This is a genomic window from Desulfobulbaceae bacterium (assembly GCA_013792005.1).
Classification (GTDB): Bacteria; Desulfobacterota; Desulfobulbia; order Desulfobulbales; family VMSU01; genus VMSU01.
The window spans coordinates 43727-61903 of sequence record VMSU01000190.1 but is presented as its reverse complement, the minus strand read 5'-3'; the positions used below and the strand labels follow the sequence as shown (position 1 = coordinate 61903).

General features: G+C 50.6%; 15 protein-coding genes and 1 tRNA gene. All 16 read right to left on the bottom strand.

The genetic code is table 11. The features are described from left to right. Positions 1–139: 139 nt before the first annotated feature. Positions 140–2563 carry a methyltransferase domain-containing protein gene (locus tag FP815_12335; protein MBA3015715.1) on the bottom strand — a complete coding sequence of 808 codons (2424 nt, stop codon included), beginning with the start codon at positions 2561–2563 and terminating at the stop codon, positions 140–142. Further along, positions 2564–5005, bottom strand: a complete 2442-nt coding sequence (locus FP815_12330) for a CoA transferase (GenBank protein MBA3015714.1) — start codon at positions 5003–5005, stop codon at positions 2564–2566. Between the two features lie 5 nt (positions 5006–5010). Next, on the bottom strand, positions 5011–6615 hold the full coding sequence (locus tag FP815_12325) for a radical SAM protein (GenBank protein MBA3015713.1): 1605 nt from the start codon (positions 6613–6615) through the stop codon (positions 5011–5013). After that, positions 6612–7484 carry a class I SAM-dependent methyltransferase gene (locus FP815_12320; GenBank protein MBA3015712.1) on the bottom strand — a complete coding sequence of 291 codons (873 nt, stop codon included), beginning with the start codon at positions 7482–7484 and terminating at the stop codon, positions 6612–6614. Before FP815_12320 ends, FP815_12325 begins: the two co-directional genes overlap by 4 nt. A gap of 213 nt (positions 7485–7697) precedes the next feature. Beyond that, positions 7698–8429: a methyltransferase domain-containing protein gene (locus tag FP815_12315; protein MBA3015711.1), complete on the bottom strand. Its 732-nt coding sequence runs from the start codon at positions 8427–8429 to the stop codon at positions 7698–7700. A gap of 112 nt (positions 8430–8541) precedes the next feature. Continuing rightward, positions 8542–9351 carry a methyltransferase domain-containing protein gene (locus FP815_12310; GenBank protein MBA3015710.1) on the bottom strand — a complete coding sequence of 270 codons (810 nt, stop codon included), beginning with the start codon at positions 9349–9351 and terminating at the stop codon, positions 8542–8544. 41 nt (positions 9352–9392) lie between these two features. Further along, complete coding sequence (locus FP815_12305) at positions 9393–10193, bottom strand: methyltransferase domain-containing protein (protein MBA3015709.1); 801 nt, start codon at positions 10191–10193, stop codon at positions 9393–9395. Positions 10194–10207: 14 nt separating this feature from the next. Beyond that, positions 10208–11014 carry an SDR family oxidoreductase gene (locus tag FP815_12300; GenBank protein MBA3015708.1) on the bottom strand — a complete coding sequence of 269 codons (807 nt, stop codon included), beginning with the start codon at positions 11012–11014 and terminating at the stop codon, positions 10208–10210. 25 nt (positions 11015–11039) lie between these two features. Beyond that, entirely contained in the window at positions 11040–11819 is a 780-nt protein-coding gene (locus FP815_12295; GenBank protein ID MBA3015707.1) for an SDR family oxidoreductase, read from the bottom strand. Continuing rightward, positions 11816–13039 (bottom strand): alpha/beta fold hydrolase, encoded by a 1224-nt coding sequence (locus FP815_12290; protein MBA3015706.1) that lies wholly within the window; start codon positions 13037–13039, stop codon positions 11816–11818. The genes FP815_12295 and FP815_12290 overlap by 4 nt, the downstream gene beginning before the upstream one ends. Before the next feature lie 9 nt (positions 13040–13048). Beyond that, complete coding sequence (locus FP815_12285; protein MBA3015705.1) at positions 13049–14653, bottom strand: nucleotide pyrophosphatase; 1605 nt, start codon at positions 14651–14653, stop codon at positions 13049–13051. Positions 14654–14678: 25 nt separating this feature from the next. Further along, on the bottom strand, positions 14679–14981 hold the full coding sequence (locus FP815_12280; GenBank protein ID MBA3015704.1) for an acyl carrier protein: 303 nt from the start codon (positions 14979–14981) through the stop codon (positions 14679–14681). Between the two features lie 944 nt (positions 14982–15925). Continuing rightward, positions 15926–17218 carry a magnesium transporter CorA gene (locus FP815_12275; GenBank protein ID MBA3015703.1) on the bottom strand — a complete coding sequence of 431 codons (1293 nt, stop codon included), beginning with the start codon at positions 17216–17218 and terminating at the stop codon, positions 15926–15928. A 191-nt stretch (positions 17219–17409) separates the two neighbouring features. Beyond that, positions 17410–17486: transfer RNA gene (locus tag FP815_12270), tRNA-Pro, on the bottom strand. A 9-nt stretch (positions 17487–17495) separates the two neighbouring features. Continuing rightward, complete coding sequence (locus FP815_12265; protein MBA3015702.1) at positions 17496–17855, bottom strand: MerR family transcriptional regulator; 360 nt, start codon at positions 17853–17855, stop codon at positions 17496–17498. Positions 17856–17879: 24 nt separating this feature from the next. Then, on the bottom strand, positions 17880–18176 hold the full coding sequence (locus tag FP815_12260; GenBank protein MBA3015701.1) for an integration host factor subunit alpha: 297 nt from the start codon (positions 18174–18176) through the stop codon (positions 17880–17882). Between the last annotated feature and the right edge of the window lies 1 nt (position 18177).

Genomic DNA, 18177 nt, shown 5'->3' with positions numbered 1-18177 from the left:
AAACAACTAAGAAATCGTAAACATTCAGCAGCGCCGCATCTGCTTTGTCATCGGCCTGGTTCGCAGACCATATGTATAGCGCACAGGCCTCTTTCGCGAATCTGCAGCACTGTGAACGTTTACAGTTGGTGAACGGTTACTAAGAAATCAATCTCTTCAACATATTTGGCTTTTTCGTCTTTTGTACGCCAAAACCAAGGAGATAGCAAGGAATCTCCCCAAATCCACCTGGCAGTAAAGTAAGAAAATCGTGTGGTTTTTTGTGCTGGGTGTTATGGAGCAGCGTCTCAGTAAGAAAAAAACTCATACACCGATTACGAAAGAAGGTCGAAGTATGAGCGGTCACGTCAAGTATACGAACACTATCAAAACCGATCTCTTCGAGAAGCTCATGGTATTTTTCCAAAGAAAATGGTCCGTCCTTGCTGGACGGAAGGATCATATCAGAAAAAACCAGCATCCCACCGGGTTTGAGCACGCGGTGTATCTCGGCCAGAAGCGTGCGACGTGAACTACAACTGGCAAGCGCCTCATTACAGATTACCTTGTCGAAAGTGCCCTTGCCCACGGAAAGTTTAGGAAATCGTGTCGCCACAAATCCCAGTTCCGGATAACGGCGCCGACAAAGAGCAGCGAGTTCATTACTCGTCGCCACTCCCATAATGCCCGTTGAATGGTAATATCGGGCAAGATAGTCTGTTGAATTGCCAAGTCCGCACCCCACATCCAATATAGTTTCCCTGCTCTTGCTCTTTCGCTTTTGCTGGTAATCCTCCCACGGCTCATCGCTGCGAGAGGCAATCCACTGCTGCACCTGTTGGGGCTTAGGATATTGAGGCTCCTTCACTTCGGCTTCAGGCCGGAAAAAAGCGACAAGTTCCGCCATGAGATTTTCGCAGGCATCATTGGCCTCCTGCATGGAAATACGCCAGAATCCGGTATGGTGCCAACCGCTCTGCCGGTAGAACCGAGCGACAAACGAAAGCCATTTATCAGTGTTTGGCCTGCCCAACAAGACTCCATACTCGTCCCGCATGGGAACAATGGTGATCGCCTCGTTTCTTTCAGGAGGTGCAGGAGTCTCGGTGTTACCCTGCCACACTTCAACACCGCCCCGCTGATTATATTCGTAGCGCCAACCGGCCTGGCGTCGCACAGCCACCTCTTCACCAAACTGATTCACCACCCCGACAAACAACCCTACCGGAGTCGAGGACAGTGTGCGAACCCCAACATTGAAGCAGTTACCAAACCCGTTGCGCGTGATGGGAGCCCAACGATTCCCATCCCCAGTGCGCCAGAGTTCAAATCCGCCCAGGTAGTTTAACAGGCTTTCCATGTCTACCGAGGGAAGTTGCTTAACAATATATTCCTCCCAAATGCTGGTTTTTGTGAACAGCAGCCATGGCGACCAGTTGGCCGTGCCCAGATAGAGACACCCATCATGGACACACATGCTCCAGATGTATCCGACAAAGGGGCTGTTAAACCCAGCGCCATATCCGCTCATCGGCATCTTTACCCCATCTGGAGTCAATCGCGGTTCGCCGGCAATAAGATCCCATGACATATCGGGATACAGGCGAATCAATTCCGGCATACCAGGCCCTACCCCATGGATACGGTCAAAACCGAGGTTGTAGATACCGCTGCCGATGTAAAGAGCGCCGCGATAAGGACACAAAGTGGCAGCCGCCTCATTGAGATTTCCCCGGTAGGCGCCAAGGGTGAGGACCCGCTCCCAACTATAGGGCGGGTCCCCCTCTGCCGTGGTCCGCCAAACCTGATAGCCTTCCGTAGGATTCATGGTGCCGGCATACAAGTACTCGTCCATCACCGCCATAGCCGAGATGGCGATATTATTCGGATCCCCGAAACAGGGCATACACGCCTGCTTCCACGATCCGTTTGCCGGGTCATCGCTGGCAAGGATAATCGGGACATCGTGAGTGCCGGTATCCGTACCGCCACAGCGGGCAGCGGGCGAAGTAAAGAGGCGGCCTTTGAAGGGAACAAGTCCTCGGAGAGTGGTGGCGCCGATACGTTTGAGGGCTTCATCTCCAACCTCGGCAAAATGCTTTCCATCTAATGAGCGCAGGACATGTGGACCAGGTCCCATGTGCGACCCCCAGGAAATAACATAGAGGGCGGGTTCAGGGTCGCTTTTTCCTTGAAAAACCCTCATGTTACGATAACCCCACTGGCGTGGCACAGGAAAACCGCGTGTACCCATGACCATGGGTGAGACAAAGACCCGTTCCCAAGTGCCTGCCTCCGGACTATACCGCCAAATCGGGGCACGCCAGTCAAGATCCCACTGGATGTCAGGCACCTTCACCGGGTAAATTTCCATGGCCTCCATCCGGGAGTATGGCCGAACGCCGTTTAAGGCATTCCGGGTGACTCCAACATACAGATGCCCCTTGAACCATGTCATGGCATGGACATACGAATTCTGACCATCACCCCAGCCACCAACCACAGCGGGAGAAAAATGCTGCCGCAACAACGGTGAAATCGATGGGAGTGAGTGGGGAATGGTCTCGATATCCATGAGGCTCATTTAAGGATCCAAGGCCGTGCCCAGATCATCTTCGCAGATATGAGGGACTTCGGCCTGACTCCTGCCGAGTAACGAGCACAAGACATATTCGTTGTCGCGACCAAGATCAGGCCCCCGCCACGCAGGAGGAGAGTGATCTCGAGATAGTCGTATAGGGTTGCCGGGATACAATTCCTCTCCTCCGTCGCTTGTGGTCACCAAAAAACCACGTGCCACGAGATGGGGGTCACGACTCAGATCTTCAACGTTCATTACTGCACCTGCGGCAATACCTTGCGACTGAAGTAAATCCTGCACCTCACCGGCTTCTCTGGCAGAGGTCCACTCAGCAATGGCGCGATCAATCTCGTCGTGATGTGCCATGCGGCCAGTGACGGTCTGCAGGCGTGGATCATTACTCAATGCAGGCCTATCAATAAGTTCACATAATTCCAGCCATTCACGATCATTGCGGATAACCAGGGTCACCCAGCGATCCTCTCCTAGCGAAGGGTAGCAGCCACAGGGAGCAAACCGCTCATGACGATTGCCACGGACAGGGGGAACGATACCGTTCATGGCAAAAGCGAGGAGATGCTCGCCGATAAGGCCGTGAGAGACTGTTTCCAACTGAGAGAGATCAATCCATTGCCCCTTGCCGGTTTTCTCGCGGTGGTGAAGAGCGGTAAGGACTGCGGCAGCGCCAAAAATGCCATTGGTCACATCGATCTCGCGAACTCGCTTGGTTTCGGTCGAGCCATAATATCCGGTGAGAGATTCTGCTCCGCTTAACGCCTCCATGGTAGCGCCATATCCGGCATACGAGGCATAAGGCCCTGTCTTGCCAAAAGCAGCCATGGAAAGAAAAATAATGTCTGATTTCACCTTAACAAGACTGTGATAATCAAGACCTCGACGTTCGAGCACCCCACCCCGGGCATTTTCCACCACCACATCGGAGATCCGCACAAGATCGAGAAAGGTCTCCAGCTCCTCAGGGTTATTCATGTCCAGGGTCACAGAACGCTTACCCCTGTTTACTTGAAACCACATGGGCCGTTTGTTGTACATTTGATCTTTGACGATCCCGGCCCGGAGCAGGCAGAGCCTGGGAAGATACTCAATCTTGATAACTTCAGCGCCAAGATCGGCAAGGATACGGGTACCATGCGGCCCGGCCCAGCTATGGGTGAGATCAAGGACCCGGATACCGGTCAAGGCCCCCCTCGGTGTAACCCTAGACGCGTCTTCTGCAGCAGCTTGTTTAAACCCTTCCCCAACCCCCGCTGCACCGAGCTGATCCGGCTCGGCACGGTCCAGCTTTAGAGTCCTGCTAAGCACTGCCGCAGTATGCTCGCCCAGCAGAGGAGCCCGTTCCTGATGCCATGGGGTTGCGGAAAGCTTAAACGGCGCCCCGGGATAGTTATAACTTCCACCACGTCCGTCATCTGTTTTCACAAAAAAGTCGCGAGCCAGGTGTTGGGGAAGCGCCAAGGCTTCGGCCAAACTGGCCCGATAGCCAAAGGCCAGCCCTTGTTGCTGGCCGGCATGAAATATGTCCTCGCGGGTCTTAGAGCTGATCCACGGCTGAATAAGCTCCTCCACCCGTTCACGTTCCACGTGACGACCCCGGACATGATGATATTTTTCCTGCAGAAGCTCCGGCGCCTCAAAAAGTCTTGCCCCCTGTACCCAGTGACGAAAAGGCGCGCAAATAACTGTCGCCATTCCGTCCTTACAGGGGTAATTGCGCCAAGGAACCATGATATGTTTACTGCGCCTGCTGCGAATGCCCTGATGAAGAAAATTGATCAACCCAATTTCGATATTGTCCACCCCGCTTTCGTGGAGCGAAATATCCACGTGCTGGCCCTCTCCCGTCTTCTCACGGTGATGCAGGGCGGCAAGAGTCCCGATATAGGCATGAAGACCGGCAGTATATTGATTAATGGCCAGCCCAGGGGCAAGCGGTTCACGATCAGGATCGCCGGTGGCGTTCATCTGGCCGCTCATGGCATAAAGTGTAATCTCCTCAGCTCGGCAGTCCCGGTAAGGTCCAACCTGGCCAAAATTACTCACTGAAGTCATGATCAACCGAGGATTAATAGCCTGAATCGTTTCATAATCAAGGCCAAGACGCATCATGACCCCTGGAGCGAAGTTCTCCACCAAAACGTCTGCCCAGGCGATAAGCTTTTTAACATATTCCAAGCCGGGGGCGCTCTTAAGATCCAAAGCCACGCTCTTCTTTCCGGTATTCAACCAGAGGAAGGGAATGCTCATCTCGATATCGGAACACCCTTTGGTAAACGGGCCGACAGATCGCAACGGGTCCCCCGTGCCGGGCCGTTCGATCTTGAGGACCTCGGCCCCAAAACCTGCCAACAGTTTAGTGCAGTACGGACCAGCGATATAATGAGTGAGATCGAGGACCTTCAGATCAGCAAGCGCACCGGAACTCATGGTGATTACGCCTCTTCCTTACGTTTTTTGCCAAACACCCGGTACTGGGAGAGGGCCGTGCGACCAGCCCCCTGAATCTGTTCTTTCTGAATGGTATTAAACTCGGTGTAGAGGGTTTGCAGCCGCTCGATGCTAAGCCCCTTGGAGTAGAGGTGAAAGACGCTCCAGCCAGCGCCGTCAGAAATCTGGACATTGACGTTTTGAATCTTGTCCACTATCTCCAGATGGATCTGAGCGGCCTCCCGACTGCTCATGGTATTATGCCTCCACTCGGCTCCATTACCGGAAAGCCCGTACTCTTCAGCCATCGCCCCCACCGGGGCATTGGGATCGTAATAGAAGACGCTGCCACGGGAAAAGGCAATCCGGGGGTCGTTGAGCAATCGCAGGGTGTCCATGGCGGTCTGGTGGGTCTCACCGGGGTACCCGATAAAATAAGAGGCCGCGATAGTAATACCGGCGCGATGAAGAAAGTCGAATCCCCGCTCAAAATCAGCGACCGTTACCCGCTTGTTCATGGCCTTCAAAATCTCATCATTACCCGATTCAATCCCGCAAAAGACCATGCGGCAACCGGCATCCCGCATCTTCTTGACCACCTCGGCAGTGGAATATTGGGCCCGAAAAAAAGATACCCACTCCAACTCGAGATTTTCCGCGATCATCCGGTCAAGCAACTCCTCAAACCGTTTGAGCGGCACGTTGAAGGTATCATCAATGAAGAACAGTTTTTTCACCCCCAAGCTCTTAAGCTGCTTGAGCTGGGCGATTACGAGGTCGAGACCAAAGGCGACATATTCCCCGGCCAAAGCAGGAAAGGTGCAGAAACGGCAGTGAAAAGGGCAGGAACTCGCCGTGCGTACGTGGACGATATCACCAAGGAATCGCTCGCCGATATTGTGGAAATCGACAAGATACTTTCCCTGTTCGTGGGCCTCGGTGATTACCGGATTGATGATGTAGTCTGCTCCGGCATGGGTGGCTGTCGTCGGCTGCCCCAAGTCCAGGCTTCGCCGATAGGCAAGATTCGGCAGATCCCGAATCGCAGCGGTGTCCCCGGTCTTATGGGCCGCAAGCAGCAGACGCAGAGTCTCTTGACCGTAGCGATTAATGACATAATAATCCGCATCCACTTCGGTAAGTGTTTTCTCAAACTTGTTGGAAGGACCAAATTGGCTGAAGTTGGCATAAAGCCATTTGCCACCAACCGCCACCCGGGTTTCCGCCGGTTTATGGGTGTTCAACCAGTGAATGCAGCTCTTCAGATATTCAGGAAAGAAGGCCAAGGTGCTCGATACGGCAATGATCTTAGGAGGCCTGGTCCTGAAGATCTCAAGAATCTCTTCCTTATGGTAGTCGAAATGCCAGATAATATGAAATTCAAGCTCTCCATGACGCTTGAGGTAATCAACCAGCTCGCAGATGCTTAAATTGGGAATATCATAGACACAGGCATCGGCTTCGGAGGTGAATAGTTCCCGATGCTGATCGTAAATATACTGAAACGGCGCCATCCACTTGCCTTTTTTGCGGATGTAATTGGCAAGTGAGCCGGTCGAGCCATCATAATTCATGACCGCCCCGATAAACAGAATGTCCAGATCCTTCATGCTGCGTCCTCTTTTCTTGTGATAATTTCCAGCCAAAGCCTGGGAACGGTGGTCATACCCACCGCAGTCAAAGCTGGTCCGGCGGTGGCCTGCAGAGCCTCACTTGCCTCCTCGACCGGATAGCCGCTCAAAACCACCTTGGCAAAACCGCCATACGCGCCAATGTACTCAAAATTGCGCTGCGTCATCTCCACCATCCGTTCCCCACGGTACTCTACCCTCAAGCCGTGTCTCACCAAAGTGGCAGTCCATTCCTCAGGCGAAGGCCACTGGTTGGAAAAGGCGCCGGGCATGGTCCCCCGTTTTCTGGGGATCCCTGGCTCCCCTGCCTTACGAAGTTCAAGATCCTTGCGCACCAGATAGGAGACAGCCTGCTTCATCCACTCGTGATGAAACTTCTCCGTACCCTTCGGCATGGTGCCGGCATAAAAGGTGCTATTAAAGGCGAGAAATCCGGCAGGCCGCAACACCCGACCAATTTCAGTCACCAGCCTGTCGGCATCAGGCAGCATATGGATGGAGTTACCCATCACCACCGCATCGAAGCAGTCGTCAAAACAGGGCAGAACATCGGCCGTTGCTTGAACAAAGGCTAACGGTCCTCTTTGTTCTCTTTCCAACTGCGATGCAGTGCGGAAAGAATCAAGACCGATGGCCAACGATTCCCGAGAAAGATCAATGCCAACAATATCAAGACCCGGCTTACGATCGAGCAGCAGTTCACTCATGGTGCCAATCCCGCAGGCAAGATCAAGAAGGCGTTCAACCCCGTCAAGATCCATCTTCCGGACAAAGGCACGATTGGCCTCAATGTATTCCGGCTCCTTGGCAAAGGGCTCGTAAGTCATGTTGACTTGATATTTTTTCATAAAATAACTCTGTTAGGAGGAATCAAAACCTGAAAATAATGAATTTTCTACGAACGAATCATAACAATCTGTTGAAAAAATCAGGGGATGGCTAAGCAAAAGTGCCGATATACAAGACGCTGGGTGTGTTTTATGAGTGAAGGCATACTTTAAGGTATGCCGAATAAGCAAAACCGCACAGCAACGCAGCAGATCGGTATTTTTGCAACGCCATCATTTTTGCCCGCAGGCGAGTAAGTAGTAGCGAATCTCGGGAACGAAGGCGAGTACCCGTTTCAAAAAATTTTTCATCGAATCTATCGTCATATCATGGCGCAGGAGTTTTTCGTGACTGAAACGGATGAGGTGCCAGTAGGCCCCGTGAAAACAAGGAGCTGTGGCATTCGTCACTTCGACGCCTGTAAAGCCTACCCGCCTCATCACCGCTTCATAAGCTGCCAGATTAGGTAAAAAATTATCCACAGCACGGAACCGTCTCCGCTCTTCAGCCTCCTGAGTGAGCAGAATATCGGAGAGCACCAGCCGCCCTCCCGGTTTCAACACCCGCAATGCCTCACGGAAAAATTGCTCCCGAGTATTGAAATGAAACGCCGCCTCCACGCAGATAATGTTATCAAAGAAGTTATCCGGAAAATCAAGGGCAACGGCATCCATGAGCATAAACCGACAACCTGGGGCAAGCCGCCGGCAGGTCTCAAGCTGTTTCTCAGAGACATTAATACCGGTGATCGCGGCAGATGGATAATAATTAAGCAGATGGCGGGTCGATGCCCCCTTACCGCAGGCTACATCGAGAATAGCACCCTCTTTCTTCGGCAGCCAGGCAAGAAGCTGCTCCATCAAGTTCTCCGAAGCCACGCGCGCATCCGGGGTATCCTCCATCCAGTAACCGTAGTTAACGAAATCACTGCCGCAATAATACTCCTCAAGAGGTCCCCAGTACATCAGACTGTCATACCCGTCCTTGTTCGGCTGACAGTCCTTGGTGATCGTAAAGACTCCCTCGCGATTTACTCCTGAAGATGATTGACCGGATGCGCTCATAATTTTTTCACACTTATTCGCCTTTTTTCTGTGCGGAAACCAAGAAATAGTACTCAATATCTTCTACCATCCGGTACGCCTTTTCAAGATAGGCACGCAGCATGGCAGCATCAATGCGCCGAGCTAAAAATTGAGCATGAGCGAGACGAACCATATTCCAATAACAGCCATGCCAGCACTCCTTGGTCACATCAATTACATTGATGTTTACGAACCCCTTGGTCCGCAGGATCATTTCATAAGCCTCAACGTCAGCGACAAAATTCTCCGGAGTCCGGTAAGGCAATCTGGTCTCCGCTTCGATATTCATCAGAATATCGGTGAGAAGCAGCGTGCCTCCTGGTTTAAGAATCCGGTATGCTTCCGTAAAAAACCGCTCGCGGGTGACAAAATGAAAGGCCGCCTCCACGCACACCACCAAGTCAAAGCTCGAATCTTTGTAACCCAGCTGCACGGCATCCATGGCCGCGAAATGACACCCTGGAGCAACAACGGCGGCAGAATCCAGTTGTTTACTCGAAATGTTGACCGCCGAGATGTTATCTGACTCAAAAAGATCAAGCAGATGCTTGGTGGTCCCTCCTTTGCCACAGGCAACATCAAGCACCCGGCCCTGCCGACTTCCGGGGTACAAGCCCAGAAGCTTTTTCATCAAAGCTTCGCAGGCGCCTTTTTGATCCTGTGCCTCTTGATCCCAATAACCAAAATTAGAAAAATTGCTGTGCCCGTAATACTCAAGGAATACCGGCTGGTACATGGTGGCATCGTAGTGGGCGGCAATGGCCGAAGTCTGCGGAGAACTTGCCTGATCAGGAGAGGTCATAATGATGTCTCAAAATAGATATATGCGATAATAAGATCCAGTTAGGACTCTTTCATCGCTTTTACCAATACATAGTGATGAAGATCCGTTGTCAGCCGATAGATTCGGTCAAGAAAGGCATAAAGCTGATCCGCGTCAATGGCGCCAATCAGGAATTTTCCATAGGCAAATTGAATAACGCTCCAGAAGGAGGCCTCCCAACTCTGCTTGGTCGCATCCTCGATCACGACCTTGGCAAAACCGAGCTGTTGGTAAAGTCCCCGGTAATCCTCCAGTTGCTCAATGAAATTTGCCTCAGGAAAGTGTGGCCGCTGCTCTTTGGCAACGCTGGAGATCAAAGCATCGGAAAGCACCAGGATGCCGCCAGTTTTAAGAACCCGTAACGCCTCCTGCAGGAATTTCTCCCTGGTGTGAAAATGAAAGGCCGCTTCAACACAAATAATAGCGTCAAAGGAGGCATCGGAAAATTGCAGTGCTGCCGCATCCATCTCCAAAAAGCGGCAACCAGGCGCCATCTGCCGACAGGTGTCGAGCTGCTTTGCGGAAATATTAATGCCGGTTACGTGCTCGGGAGGATAAAAATTGAGGAGAAAGCGGGTGGTCGCTCCGGTGCCACAAGCCACGTCAAGAATGGTCCCCTTCTTTTCCGGAATAAATGAGAGCAGCCTTCCGAGAAGGTTTTCGCTGGCCTCTTTGGGACTCTGCACCTGATTCTCCCAATACCCGAAGTTCAGGAATCTGCTGCCGCTATAATACTCATCCACCATCTCATTAAACATCCGCTCATCATAAAGACGGTTGAGCGCCTGCTTGGTCGGGGCATTTTGCGGTTCCACGTTCACCTCTCTCCCACTCCTTACTGTTTTTCCGAGGAACAGGCTGAATTAGGCGCCGCCTCGATGCCAGGATCAGTTGTTTTTTTACGCTTACGACGACTGCGAAACGCTCGAATGACCAAATGGTCGAGAATGGTATCCTCTGGCAGCTCAGCAAGGTAGAGGATAAGATCCGCAACCCTTTCTGGAGGAAGGGTATCCTCAGGCGGTTGGACCGGACCGTTCTGCTGCCAGATGGGAGTATCCACCGCATCCGGCAGAATCACATGCACCTTGATTCCTGCGGCCCTGACTTCCTCGGCCAAGGCCTCGGAAAGCCCGATCATGCCAAACTTCGAGGCGCAGTATACCGAGTCAAAGGCCCGCCCCTTGATGCCTGAAGTGGAAGAAATATTGACGATGTGCCCTCGTCGCTGCCGCATCATCAGTCGCAATACCGCCCGGTTAGTTAAAAAAGTTCCTTTGAGGTTAACCCCTACCACTGCATCAAATTCTTCAACGCTTGTTTGATGAAGAAGCTTGGGACCGCTTCCCTTCAGGCGAAGAATTCCAGCCGAATGCACCAGCAGATCGATCCGGCCAAAACGTTCATCAACAGCGTGCACCATAGCCTCAACCGCCTCAGGATTCTGGACATCGGCAACAAAGGACATGGCCTCGCACAAAGGAAACTTTGCTCGCAGGACGCCAAGCAGCGCCTCCAATCGGAGAGGTTCAAGGTCGACAATAACAAGCTTCGCCCCCTTCTCTGCAAGGACCAGACAGGTCGCTTTGCCGATGCCGCTCGCGCCGCCGGTAACAACTGCCACGTGATGGTCTAAACTCATAGTCTTCTCTTTCCTTATCTGGTCATTACCGCCGCCGGCTGGTCACGGAAGGCGGCTGATGCCTCTTAAGCGGTTCAATTACCGGAGCGTCAAACACAACATCCTCCGGCAACAGAAGAAGGGCATGGATGCAAGCCGCTACTCGTTCAGGCGGCAAAAGATCTTCTGGAGGGGGCAGGGGGCCGTTCTGGTCCCACATCCCGGTGTCGATGGCTCCAGGCAGAAGAGAGTGAACCCTGATCCCCGAGGTACGTAGCTCCTCGGCCAAAGATTCGGTTAGACCGATCACTCCAAATTTTGAAGCGCAATAGGCAGCGTCAAAGGCCAGACCCTTCCGGCCCGAAGTGGAGGAAAGATTGACGATTTGCCCCGCGCGCTGCCGGAGCATAGCGGGAATGACTGCCCGATTGGCGAGAAAAACACCTCGGAGGTTTGTTGTAAGCACATCGTCCCACTCTGTAACGGGCATCTGAGCCAGAGTCCGGGGGACACCGCTACCCACCCTGAGAACTCCAGCCGCAGTAATCAGGATATCGATACGGCCAAAACGCTCCATGGTGAGCATGGCCATAGTCTCCATGTCGGTCGGATTTTTCACGTCAAGGGCAAGGCCAAGGGCTTCCGCTTCAACACTATCCTGCAGCAATTCAGCCACCGCCCCATCGACTCGATCTTGATCCCGAGAAACAAGGACAACTTTCACCCCTGCCCGGGCAAGAGCCACGGCGGTACAATAGCCGATACCAATACTGCCTCCGGTGATAATAGCGACTTGTCCACTAAGGGGATTCGCTGTATCGATCATGGTGGAATATTGCTCGCATCCTGAGTTACAGGGGTGATCGGATCAGTATTCCTTGATTGGCACAGCACAGTCTGCCGAGTCCAATCCTCCTCAGTCGGAAAGAGCGCTATGCCAAAACGATACAAATTACTCATTGTATCTTCATCAATCCTCACCACCCTGCCAAGAAGCGGCGGCAAGGACTCACCCTTATGCGAAAGAGCCTTAAGTTCCAACTGTTCAGCCATCTTAAGTCGTACCCTACCCTCCACCAACAGGCCACCGGACGAGACATTGAGCGTCCTGCCAAGAAAAATCGATTTACCGTCTTGCGCCACCTGCACGGCAAATTGCATGAGGAGTCTCTCTTCCTTGCGCAATTCCGTTAGACCATCCAGAAAGCCCATAAGGGTTTGCAAAAAAATATCGGTATGAGTAAGAGGAAAAAAATGACCGGCGCCAGGGAGGATCATCGAACAAAAGTGCGGAAGATAGCGCTGGAGTCCTTCCAAAGACTCTCGAGTGAGAGCACTTTCACCGTACATCGCCATGGTGGGCTGTCGAACAGCAGCAAGCGCCTCCCGGCTTGGTTGATCAAACCGGGAAATCTCCTCACGCAATGAGGTGTTCTCAAGGAGTTCAAGCCAGCGTTTAGCCGATTTATTCCCTCCCTCCTTAGCGGAAAAAGGGATAAAAGGTTCACTTTGCTGAAGCTGTTCTCTGGCCTTTTCCTTGCGGGGTGAGGCGAATTGCTCCAGCAACCAAAGGCCTGCCTCCTTTTCACCTGCAGGGATAACCAGTCCTACTTCCTCAAGTTTTCTGGTAATAATCGCACTTTCAGGCGGGGTCTCTTCAGCGCTCATCGGCTCAAGACTTCGCACCCGTGTGTCTGCGAGAAAAATGCTTCGTATCCGTTCCGGCGCCATTACTGCGCACTGAAGGGCCACCATCCCTCCAAAACTGTGTCCGACGATATCCGCCTGCTGCACCTTCAAATTATCTAACTGACACAATACATCCTCAGCAAAGTCACTCACACTATAGCCAAGCTTGGGCATACTGCTCAGACCATGGCCGCGCAAGTCAATAAGGATGACTCGGTAACGCCTTGCCAGAGGCAGCAACAGCCGTGGGGCCCAGAATCCGTGATTGGCTCCCAATCCATGAATAAGGACAACATTTCGGCCTGCACCGAGAGTAGAGTGGTGAAGACTTACACCGTTACGAACAATCTTGGCCACAGCCCCCTCTCACTCGATATACCCAAGGGCCTTCATCTGGTTCATAATGGCGTTCTCTTCGTCTGAAGAAGTATGATAAGCCCCTTGAACAGCATAAGAATCTGGCGGCAAGGTAGGAGGTCCTTTCCTGATCGGTGTTTCTTTGAGACAAGCCTCCTCGAACACCCCTGGCGGAATCCTTCCCTCTATATCTTCTGAGATGGGAAGTCCAAGGGAATAAAGCAGGATCGGGGTGATGTCGCAGATGGAAAACTCGCTAGCCGTCACTCCCTGTGGAAAGCCTGGTCCACGCGCAATAAAAACCCCTTGCGGATAGTGGGTACCCTCTGGATGCGGGCGGGTAGCCACACAAGGTTCCTTGCGCAGAATGGAGATGAAACTGTGATCCCGCATTACAAGTGTCAGATCAGGCGCTTGTCCGTTATTGGCGCCAGGATAGGCCTCCTCCCGGGTGAAAACTTGCTTGACAATAGTTCGTCCGGTATCTGGGTTTTCAACCTTTAACAATTTATCTCGAAGCTCGTTGCGAAAAACTTCGTACTTGTCCGCCGGGACACCAAAGTCATTCCCGGACTTGGCCTGCCGGATATAAATGCCGTTGGAGGTCGTCGAACGAGCGTACGCTGTGGTTTTTTCCCAGTCAAGGTGGACAAAGTGCTGATCGACCAAACGCTGAACACTCTGTTGAGTTTTGGCATCCGAAGATTCTAAATCTTTCCAGACAAGATAACCCTCCTGTTCAAGCCAGGTGTTGACTCGAAAAACCTCATACGCGGGACCAAATCCATGATCAGAGGCGAGCACAACCCGGGCATCTGGTCCAGCCATCTCGCAGAGATCCGCCAAGAAACCATCAAGGTCCCGGAAATAACCGAGGATATGCTCTCGCACCTTGTTATCCTCATCGGAAAGAGTGCCGGAAAAACACGCAGGGTCGAGCAGACGCCAACCAATATGGAGCATCTTATCCATCCCGTCAAAAAGAATAGCCGCAAGATCGAGCTGCCCCTTGCTCATAATCTGACGGGTGATATTAAACCAGTGCTGTTCACGTCGGCGATGAAAATACACCCAATTCTCGAACTCTTCCGCCGGCACTCCCTTAGCCGCCTCCTTCTCCAAAGCAAAATCCCAGGCAAACTCTCGGGGATTAAAGTCAGGAATGGTTTTCAACTCCTCGTATATCTCTTGAGGATGGGTGCTGCGGCGCAGATGCTTCCAGGAGACAAGGCCGGGGACAACAAAACCGTTCACAGCCGGTGGAGGGGCCATGATCGGAAAGTTGAGCGAACAGACTCGCCCACCCTGCCTTGAAACCATAGACCAAATCGTTTCGCACTGGATGTCGCGAAAATTATACAGGGTAAAATAATGGTCGGTGGTGCGTTGTTCCGCCCAAATAAAGTCGATAATCCCATGGTTACCCGGCGTCCTTCCAGTCATAAGCGTTGTCCACGCCGGAGGAGTAAGAGGATTAACAGTAGAACGGAGTTCGGCCCGTACCCCTTGCCGGACAAAATCACTCAAGAAAGGCATAACGCCCTGCTCCATCAGGATATCCAGGATAGTGAAGGTCGCGCCGTCTAGGCCAATCAAAAGGGTCGGATGCATCATTCGCTCCCCTGTGTGCGCTAACAAATTAAACGCTCGTGTTGAGATGAGAATAGAGAAGTCGCACAGCGTCGTCTACTATGATTTCATCGACGTAGCGGCCATCGGTCATGAGCACCTCTTCCCAGGGTAACCCCCGACGCTGAAACTTCTCTTCCATGGCTACAATAAACTGTACAATATCGATGGATTCGAAGGCAAGATCACCTACGAGTTTCGTATTGACGTCAATTCCACCATTAAAATCAAGATCCCAGTCCTGGGTCATATCCTTAATGATTTCGACAACGTCATGCGCTAGTTGTTCCCTAGAATAGATCTGAGCACTCATTCAATCATTCTCCTGTGTTAAATATGTCTCTGCTCAATAAATTTACCAATAAGAGGCCCGAGAAAAGCAATTATTCAATAGACATGCTCCTGTTCAATCGACAAAACAGGGGACATAGATGTGATAGAGTTGCCGCGAAAAATATCGGCCGGGATAATTTATTATATGAATGTTCGGAATAAAACTTGGTGGATGGACTGCACGATAAAAGACGGTTATTAACCGAAAATCTTTCGATCAATTGAAACAAGAACTCTGAAAACTTGATCGCCTTCATAACTAAATAATTTTCCGCGTATATTAAGAACATGTTGGGTGAACGAACAAGGGCAAATTCCTTTTCCCAGACATACCATAACAATCAGAAAGCAACTTACGTAATGATAATCACTAGTAAAAAATCCCATATATGTCAATTACTTTACTAGTAATTATTTTATAATTCAAATCAATTTCGACACACCTCACGATACAAGAACTCTCACAAAACGTCTCAGGATACTCTAGATATTAGTTATAACCTCTCAATAAACGGTTTTTTTCATAAATTTTCCCTGCCCACAGTGCCCACTGACTCATAATAGTAACCTGTCTAAGCAAAAAAACAACCTAAACAAACACAGAGGAAAGTCTGATAAAAAAAGATAAAACGCCCTGAGTAAGAGATCGGAACAGTAGGTGGTGTCGACACCGTTGGCGTCAGTACCTTAATGCGGAGGTAGGCATTCGAAGCAGATTCGGGGATAAAAGATGGCGCGGCAGTTGACTTGAGAAAACAAAAAACCGTTTTTCCCTTGAGATTAGCTCAACTAACTCTATTTCTAAAGGGATAATCAAGTCAAGCGTAAGCCTCAGGCAACATGGCTGTGGAAAGAATTTTATACATCAATCACAAGACGTTATGCCTCACAACACTCCACGCCCAGGAGAAGATAACTCGAAAACTATTTTGGACTGTTTCTCCTTTCGTAAATCTTTAGAATTACCAAGGTAATCCAGGCAACGATCAAGAGTCCAACGGTAAACAGGCTATAGGAGACAGGCCAAGGGATTGTCTTAGTCATCATCGAAAACTCTGACATCCCTCCGATACCAGCAATCACATTAAGGGGCAGGAAGATAAGACTAAGCACCGTCAGGCGATATATTACCCTATTCTGGTTGATATTGATGAATCCGACAGTAGCATCCATCAAAAAGTTGATCTTTTCAAACAAAAAGGCGGTATGCCCATCAAGAGACTTGATGTCTCGAAGAATTTGTTGAGCATCCTCAAGTTGAGCGGAAGTGAGAAGTTTTCTCCGAATCAGGAAGGTCAGTGCGCGACGAGTATCCAGAACATTTCTGCGAATGCGTCCGTTAAGATCCTCCTCTTCTGCGATTGCAGCAAGGGTTTTAGCAGCATCCTCATCGGTCATTGTTCTGTTAAGTACCTGTTTACCTACCGCACCAAGCTCAAGGTAGCTCTCCTCCAACGAATCTGCTGAATATTCGGCGTCAGCCGCATAAAGATCCAGCAAAATGTTTACGCCATCAGAAACATAGCTGTTAGGAATACGCGCACGTAAACGCTGCAGACGAAAAACAGGAAGTTCCTCCTGGCGAACGGAAAACAATATCTCTCGAAACAAGATGAATGCAACCGGGACGTTACGCGAATCCCCTTCCCTGTCGAGTAAGAAATCAGAATGCAGATGGATTTCGTTATTCTCTTCCACAAAAAAACGCGCACTGGACTCAATGTCTGTAAGGTCTTCTGGATCGGGTAGTTCCAGCCCAAAATATTCCCCTATTTTTTGCCGATCAGCTTTAGTTGTCCCAACCAGATCGACCCAAATAGGCTTGATACCCTCCAGATCTTCAACCGACTCAATAGTGGTCTGACATAATTGGCCCTGCGCCAGTTCGAAGGCATTCACCACACAAGCAGATCCGAGATAACTGCTGCGAGTGGCCAGCGTATCTCTGGTTGCGTCGGAAACCTCACTTAAGATCTCGTCTGTCAGTTTGTCGTTGATCTGCCCCCAGACCAAAAACAAGTCATCCGGTGAAAGTTCATCAAGGATGTCAGCAATTTCAGAAGGTGCCATCCGAGCAAACACCGCCCCTAGCTCGACCAAATGCTGCTTATGCACCATAGATCCGACCAGGTCTTGACGTGGCATCTCCTGCTTATGGATCATTCCTTCCACGAGTTTGTGTTTGGTCAATAGATCTTGAATAGTCTGCAGTGACATGGCTAACGCCTCAATTGGAGGGAAGTAGATAAAGATGGCTGCCAATGATAGTGAAATCTAGCGATATGGCAATAACAGGATTTCACGGAAAGTAACGAAAAATAACTGTTTTGTTTTTATTGCAGGTGCCTCAGGCGGGCAAACATACAAAAAAGGGGTTAACTCAATTAGAGCTAACCCCTTGTCAACACTGGTCGGGATGAGAAGATTCGAACTTCCGGCCCCTTGAACCCCATTCAAGTGCGCTACCAGACTGCGCTACATCCCGACCCAATTACTAAGATATCAAATCTCTAATCGCTAACAATTGCCTTTTGACTTCATGAACCATAGTGAACACAGACACAGGCAAAGTACCCTTAATATCATCTTTTGGTTTTCTCGCCAAGGACTTTCTGGCACCTGCTAAGGTCATTCCATCTTCATGGAGCATTTTTTTGAGGAGTAAGATATTCTCGACATCAACACGTCGATACATCCGTTGCTTGGAGCCGACACGCTGTGGTTTTATTGTGGTGAATTCAGACTCCCAATAGCGTAATGTATGCGGCTTGACGCCTGTCAGTCGACAAACCTCACCAATTTTGAAATATACCTTATCTGGAATCTCAATGGTCTCAGTGTTGTTACGCCCCACGCTGATGCCCTATTGTCTGAAGAATCAAATACTCCTGTTAATCCTGTCTCTCAACGATTTGCTTGGCTTAAATGATACCATACTTCGACTAGTAATTTCTATAGTCTCGCCAGTTTTAGGATTTCTGCCTATTCTTGAAGTTTTCTTTCTCAACTTAAAGGATCCAAACTGAACCAGCTTGACATTCTCCTCTGAAAGCAACGCCTCCTTGATTTGATCGAAGAAAGCATCAACTATATCTCCAGAAATCTGCTTGGAGAATCCAACCTGATCATAAATGGCATTAGATAAATGCCTGCGTGTAACGTTATCAGCACTCATC

Excerpts from the sequence above, each read along its gene's own strand:
- FP815_12335 (MBA3015715.1), bottom strand. The coding sequence starts at position 2,563 with ATGAGCCTCATGGATATCGAGACCATTCCCCACTCACTCCCATCGATT.
- FP815_12330 (MBA3015714.1), bottom strand. The coding sequence starts at position 5,005 with ATGAGTTCCGGTGCGCTTGCTGATCTGAAGGTCCTCGATCTCACTCAT.
- FP815_12325 (MBA3015713.1), bottom strand. The coding sequence starts at position 6,615 with ATGAAGGATCTGGACATTCTGTTTATCGGGGCGGTCATGAATTATGAT.
- FP815_12320 (MBA3015712.1), bottom strand. The coding sequence starts at position 7,484 with ATGAAAAAATATCAAGTCAACATGACTTACGAGCCCTTTGCCAAGGAG.
- FP815_12315 (MBA3015711.1), bottom strand. The coding sequence starts at position 8,429 with ATGTACTGGGGACCTCTTGAGGAGTATTATTGCGGCAGTGATTTCGTT.
- FP815_12310 (MBA3015710.1), bottom strand. The coding sequence starts at position 9,351 with ATGACCTCTCCTGATCAGGCAAGTTCTCCGCAGACTTCGGCCATTGCC.
- FP815_12300 (MBA3015708.1), bottom strand. The coding sequence starts at position 11,014 with ATGAGTTTAGACCATCACGTGGCAGTTGTTACCGGCGGCGCGAGCGGC.
- FP815_12295 (MBA3015707.1), bottom strand. The coding sequence starts at position 11,819 with ATGATCGATACAGCGAATCCCCTTAGTGGACAAGTCGCTATTATCACC.
- FP815_12285 (MBA3015705.1), bottom strand. The coding sequence starts at position 14,653 with ATGATGCATCCGACCCTTTTGATTGGCCTAGACGGCGCGACCTTCACT.
- FP815_12280 (MBA3015704.1), bottom strand. The coding sequence starts at position 14,981 with ATGAGTGCTCAGATCTATTCTAGGGAACAACTAGCGCATGACGTTGTC.
- FP815_12275 (MBA3015703.1), bottom strand. The coding sequence starts at position 17,218 with ATGTCACTGCAGACTATTCAAGATCTATTGACCAAACACAAACTCGTG.
- FP815_12260 (MBA3015701.1), bottom strand. The coding sequence starts at position 18,176 with ATGAGTGCTGATAACGTTACACGCAGGCATTTATCTAATGCCATTTAT.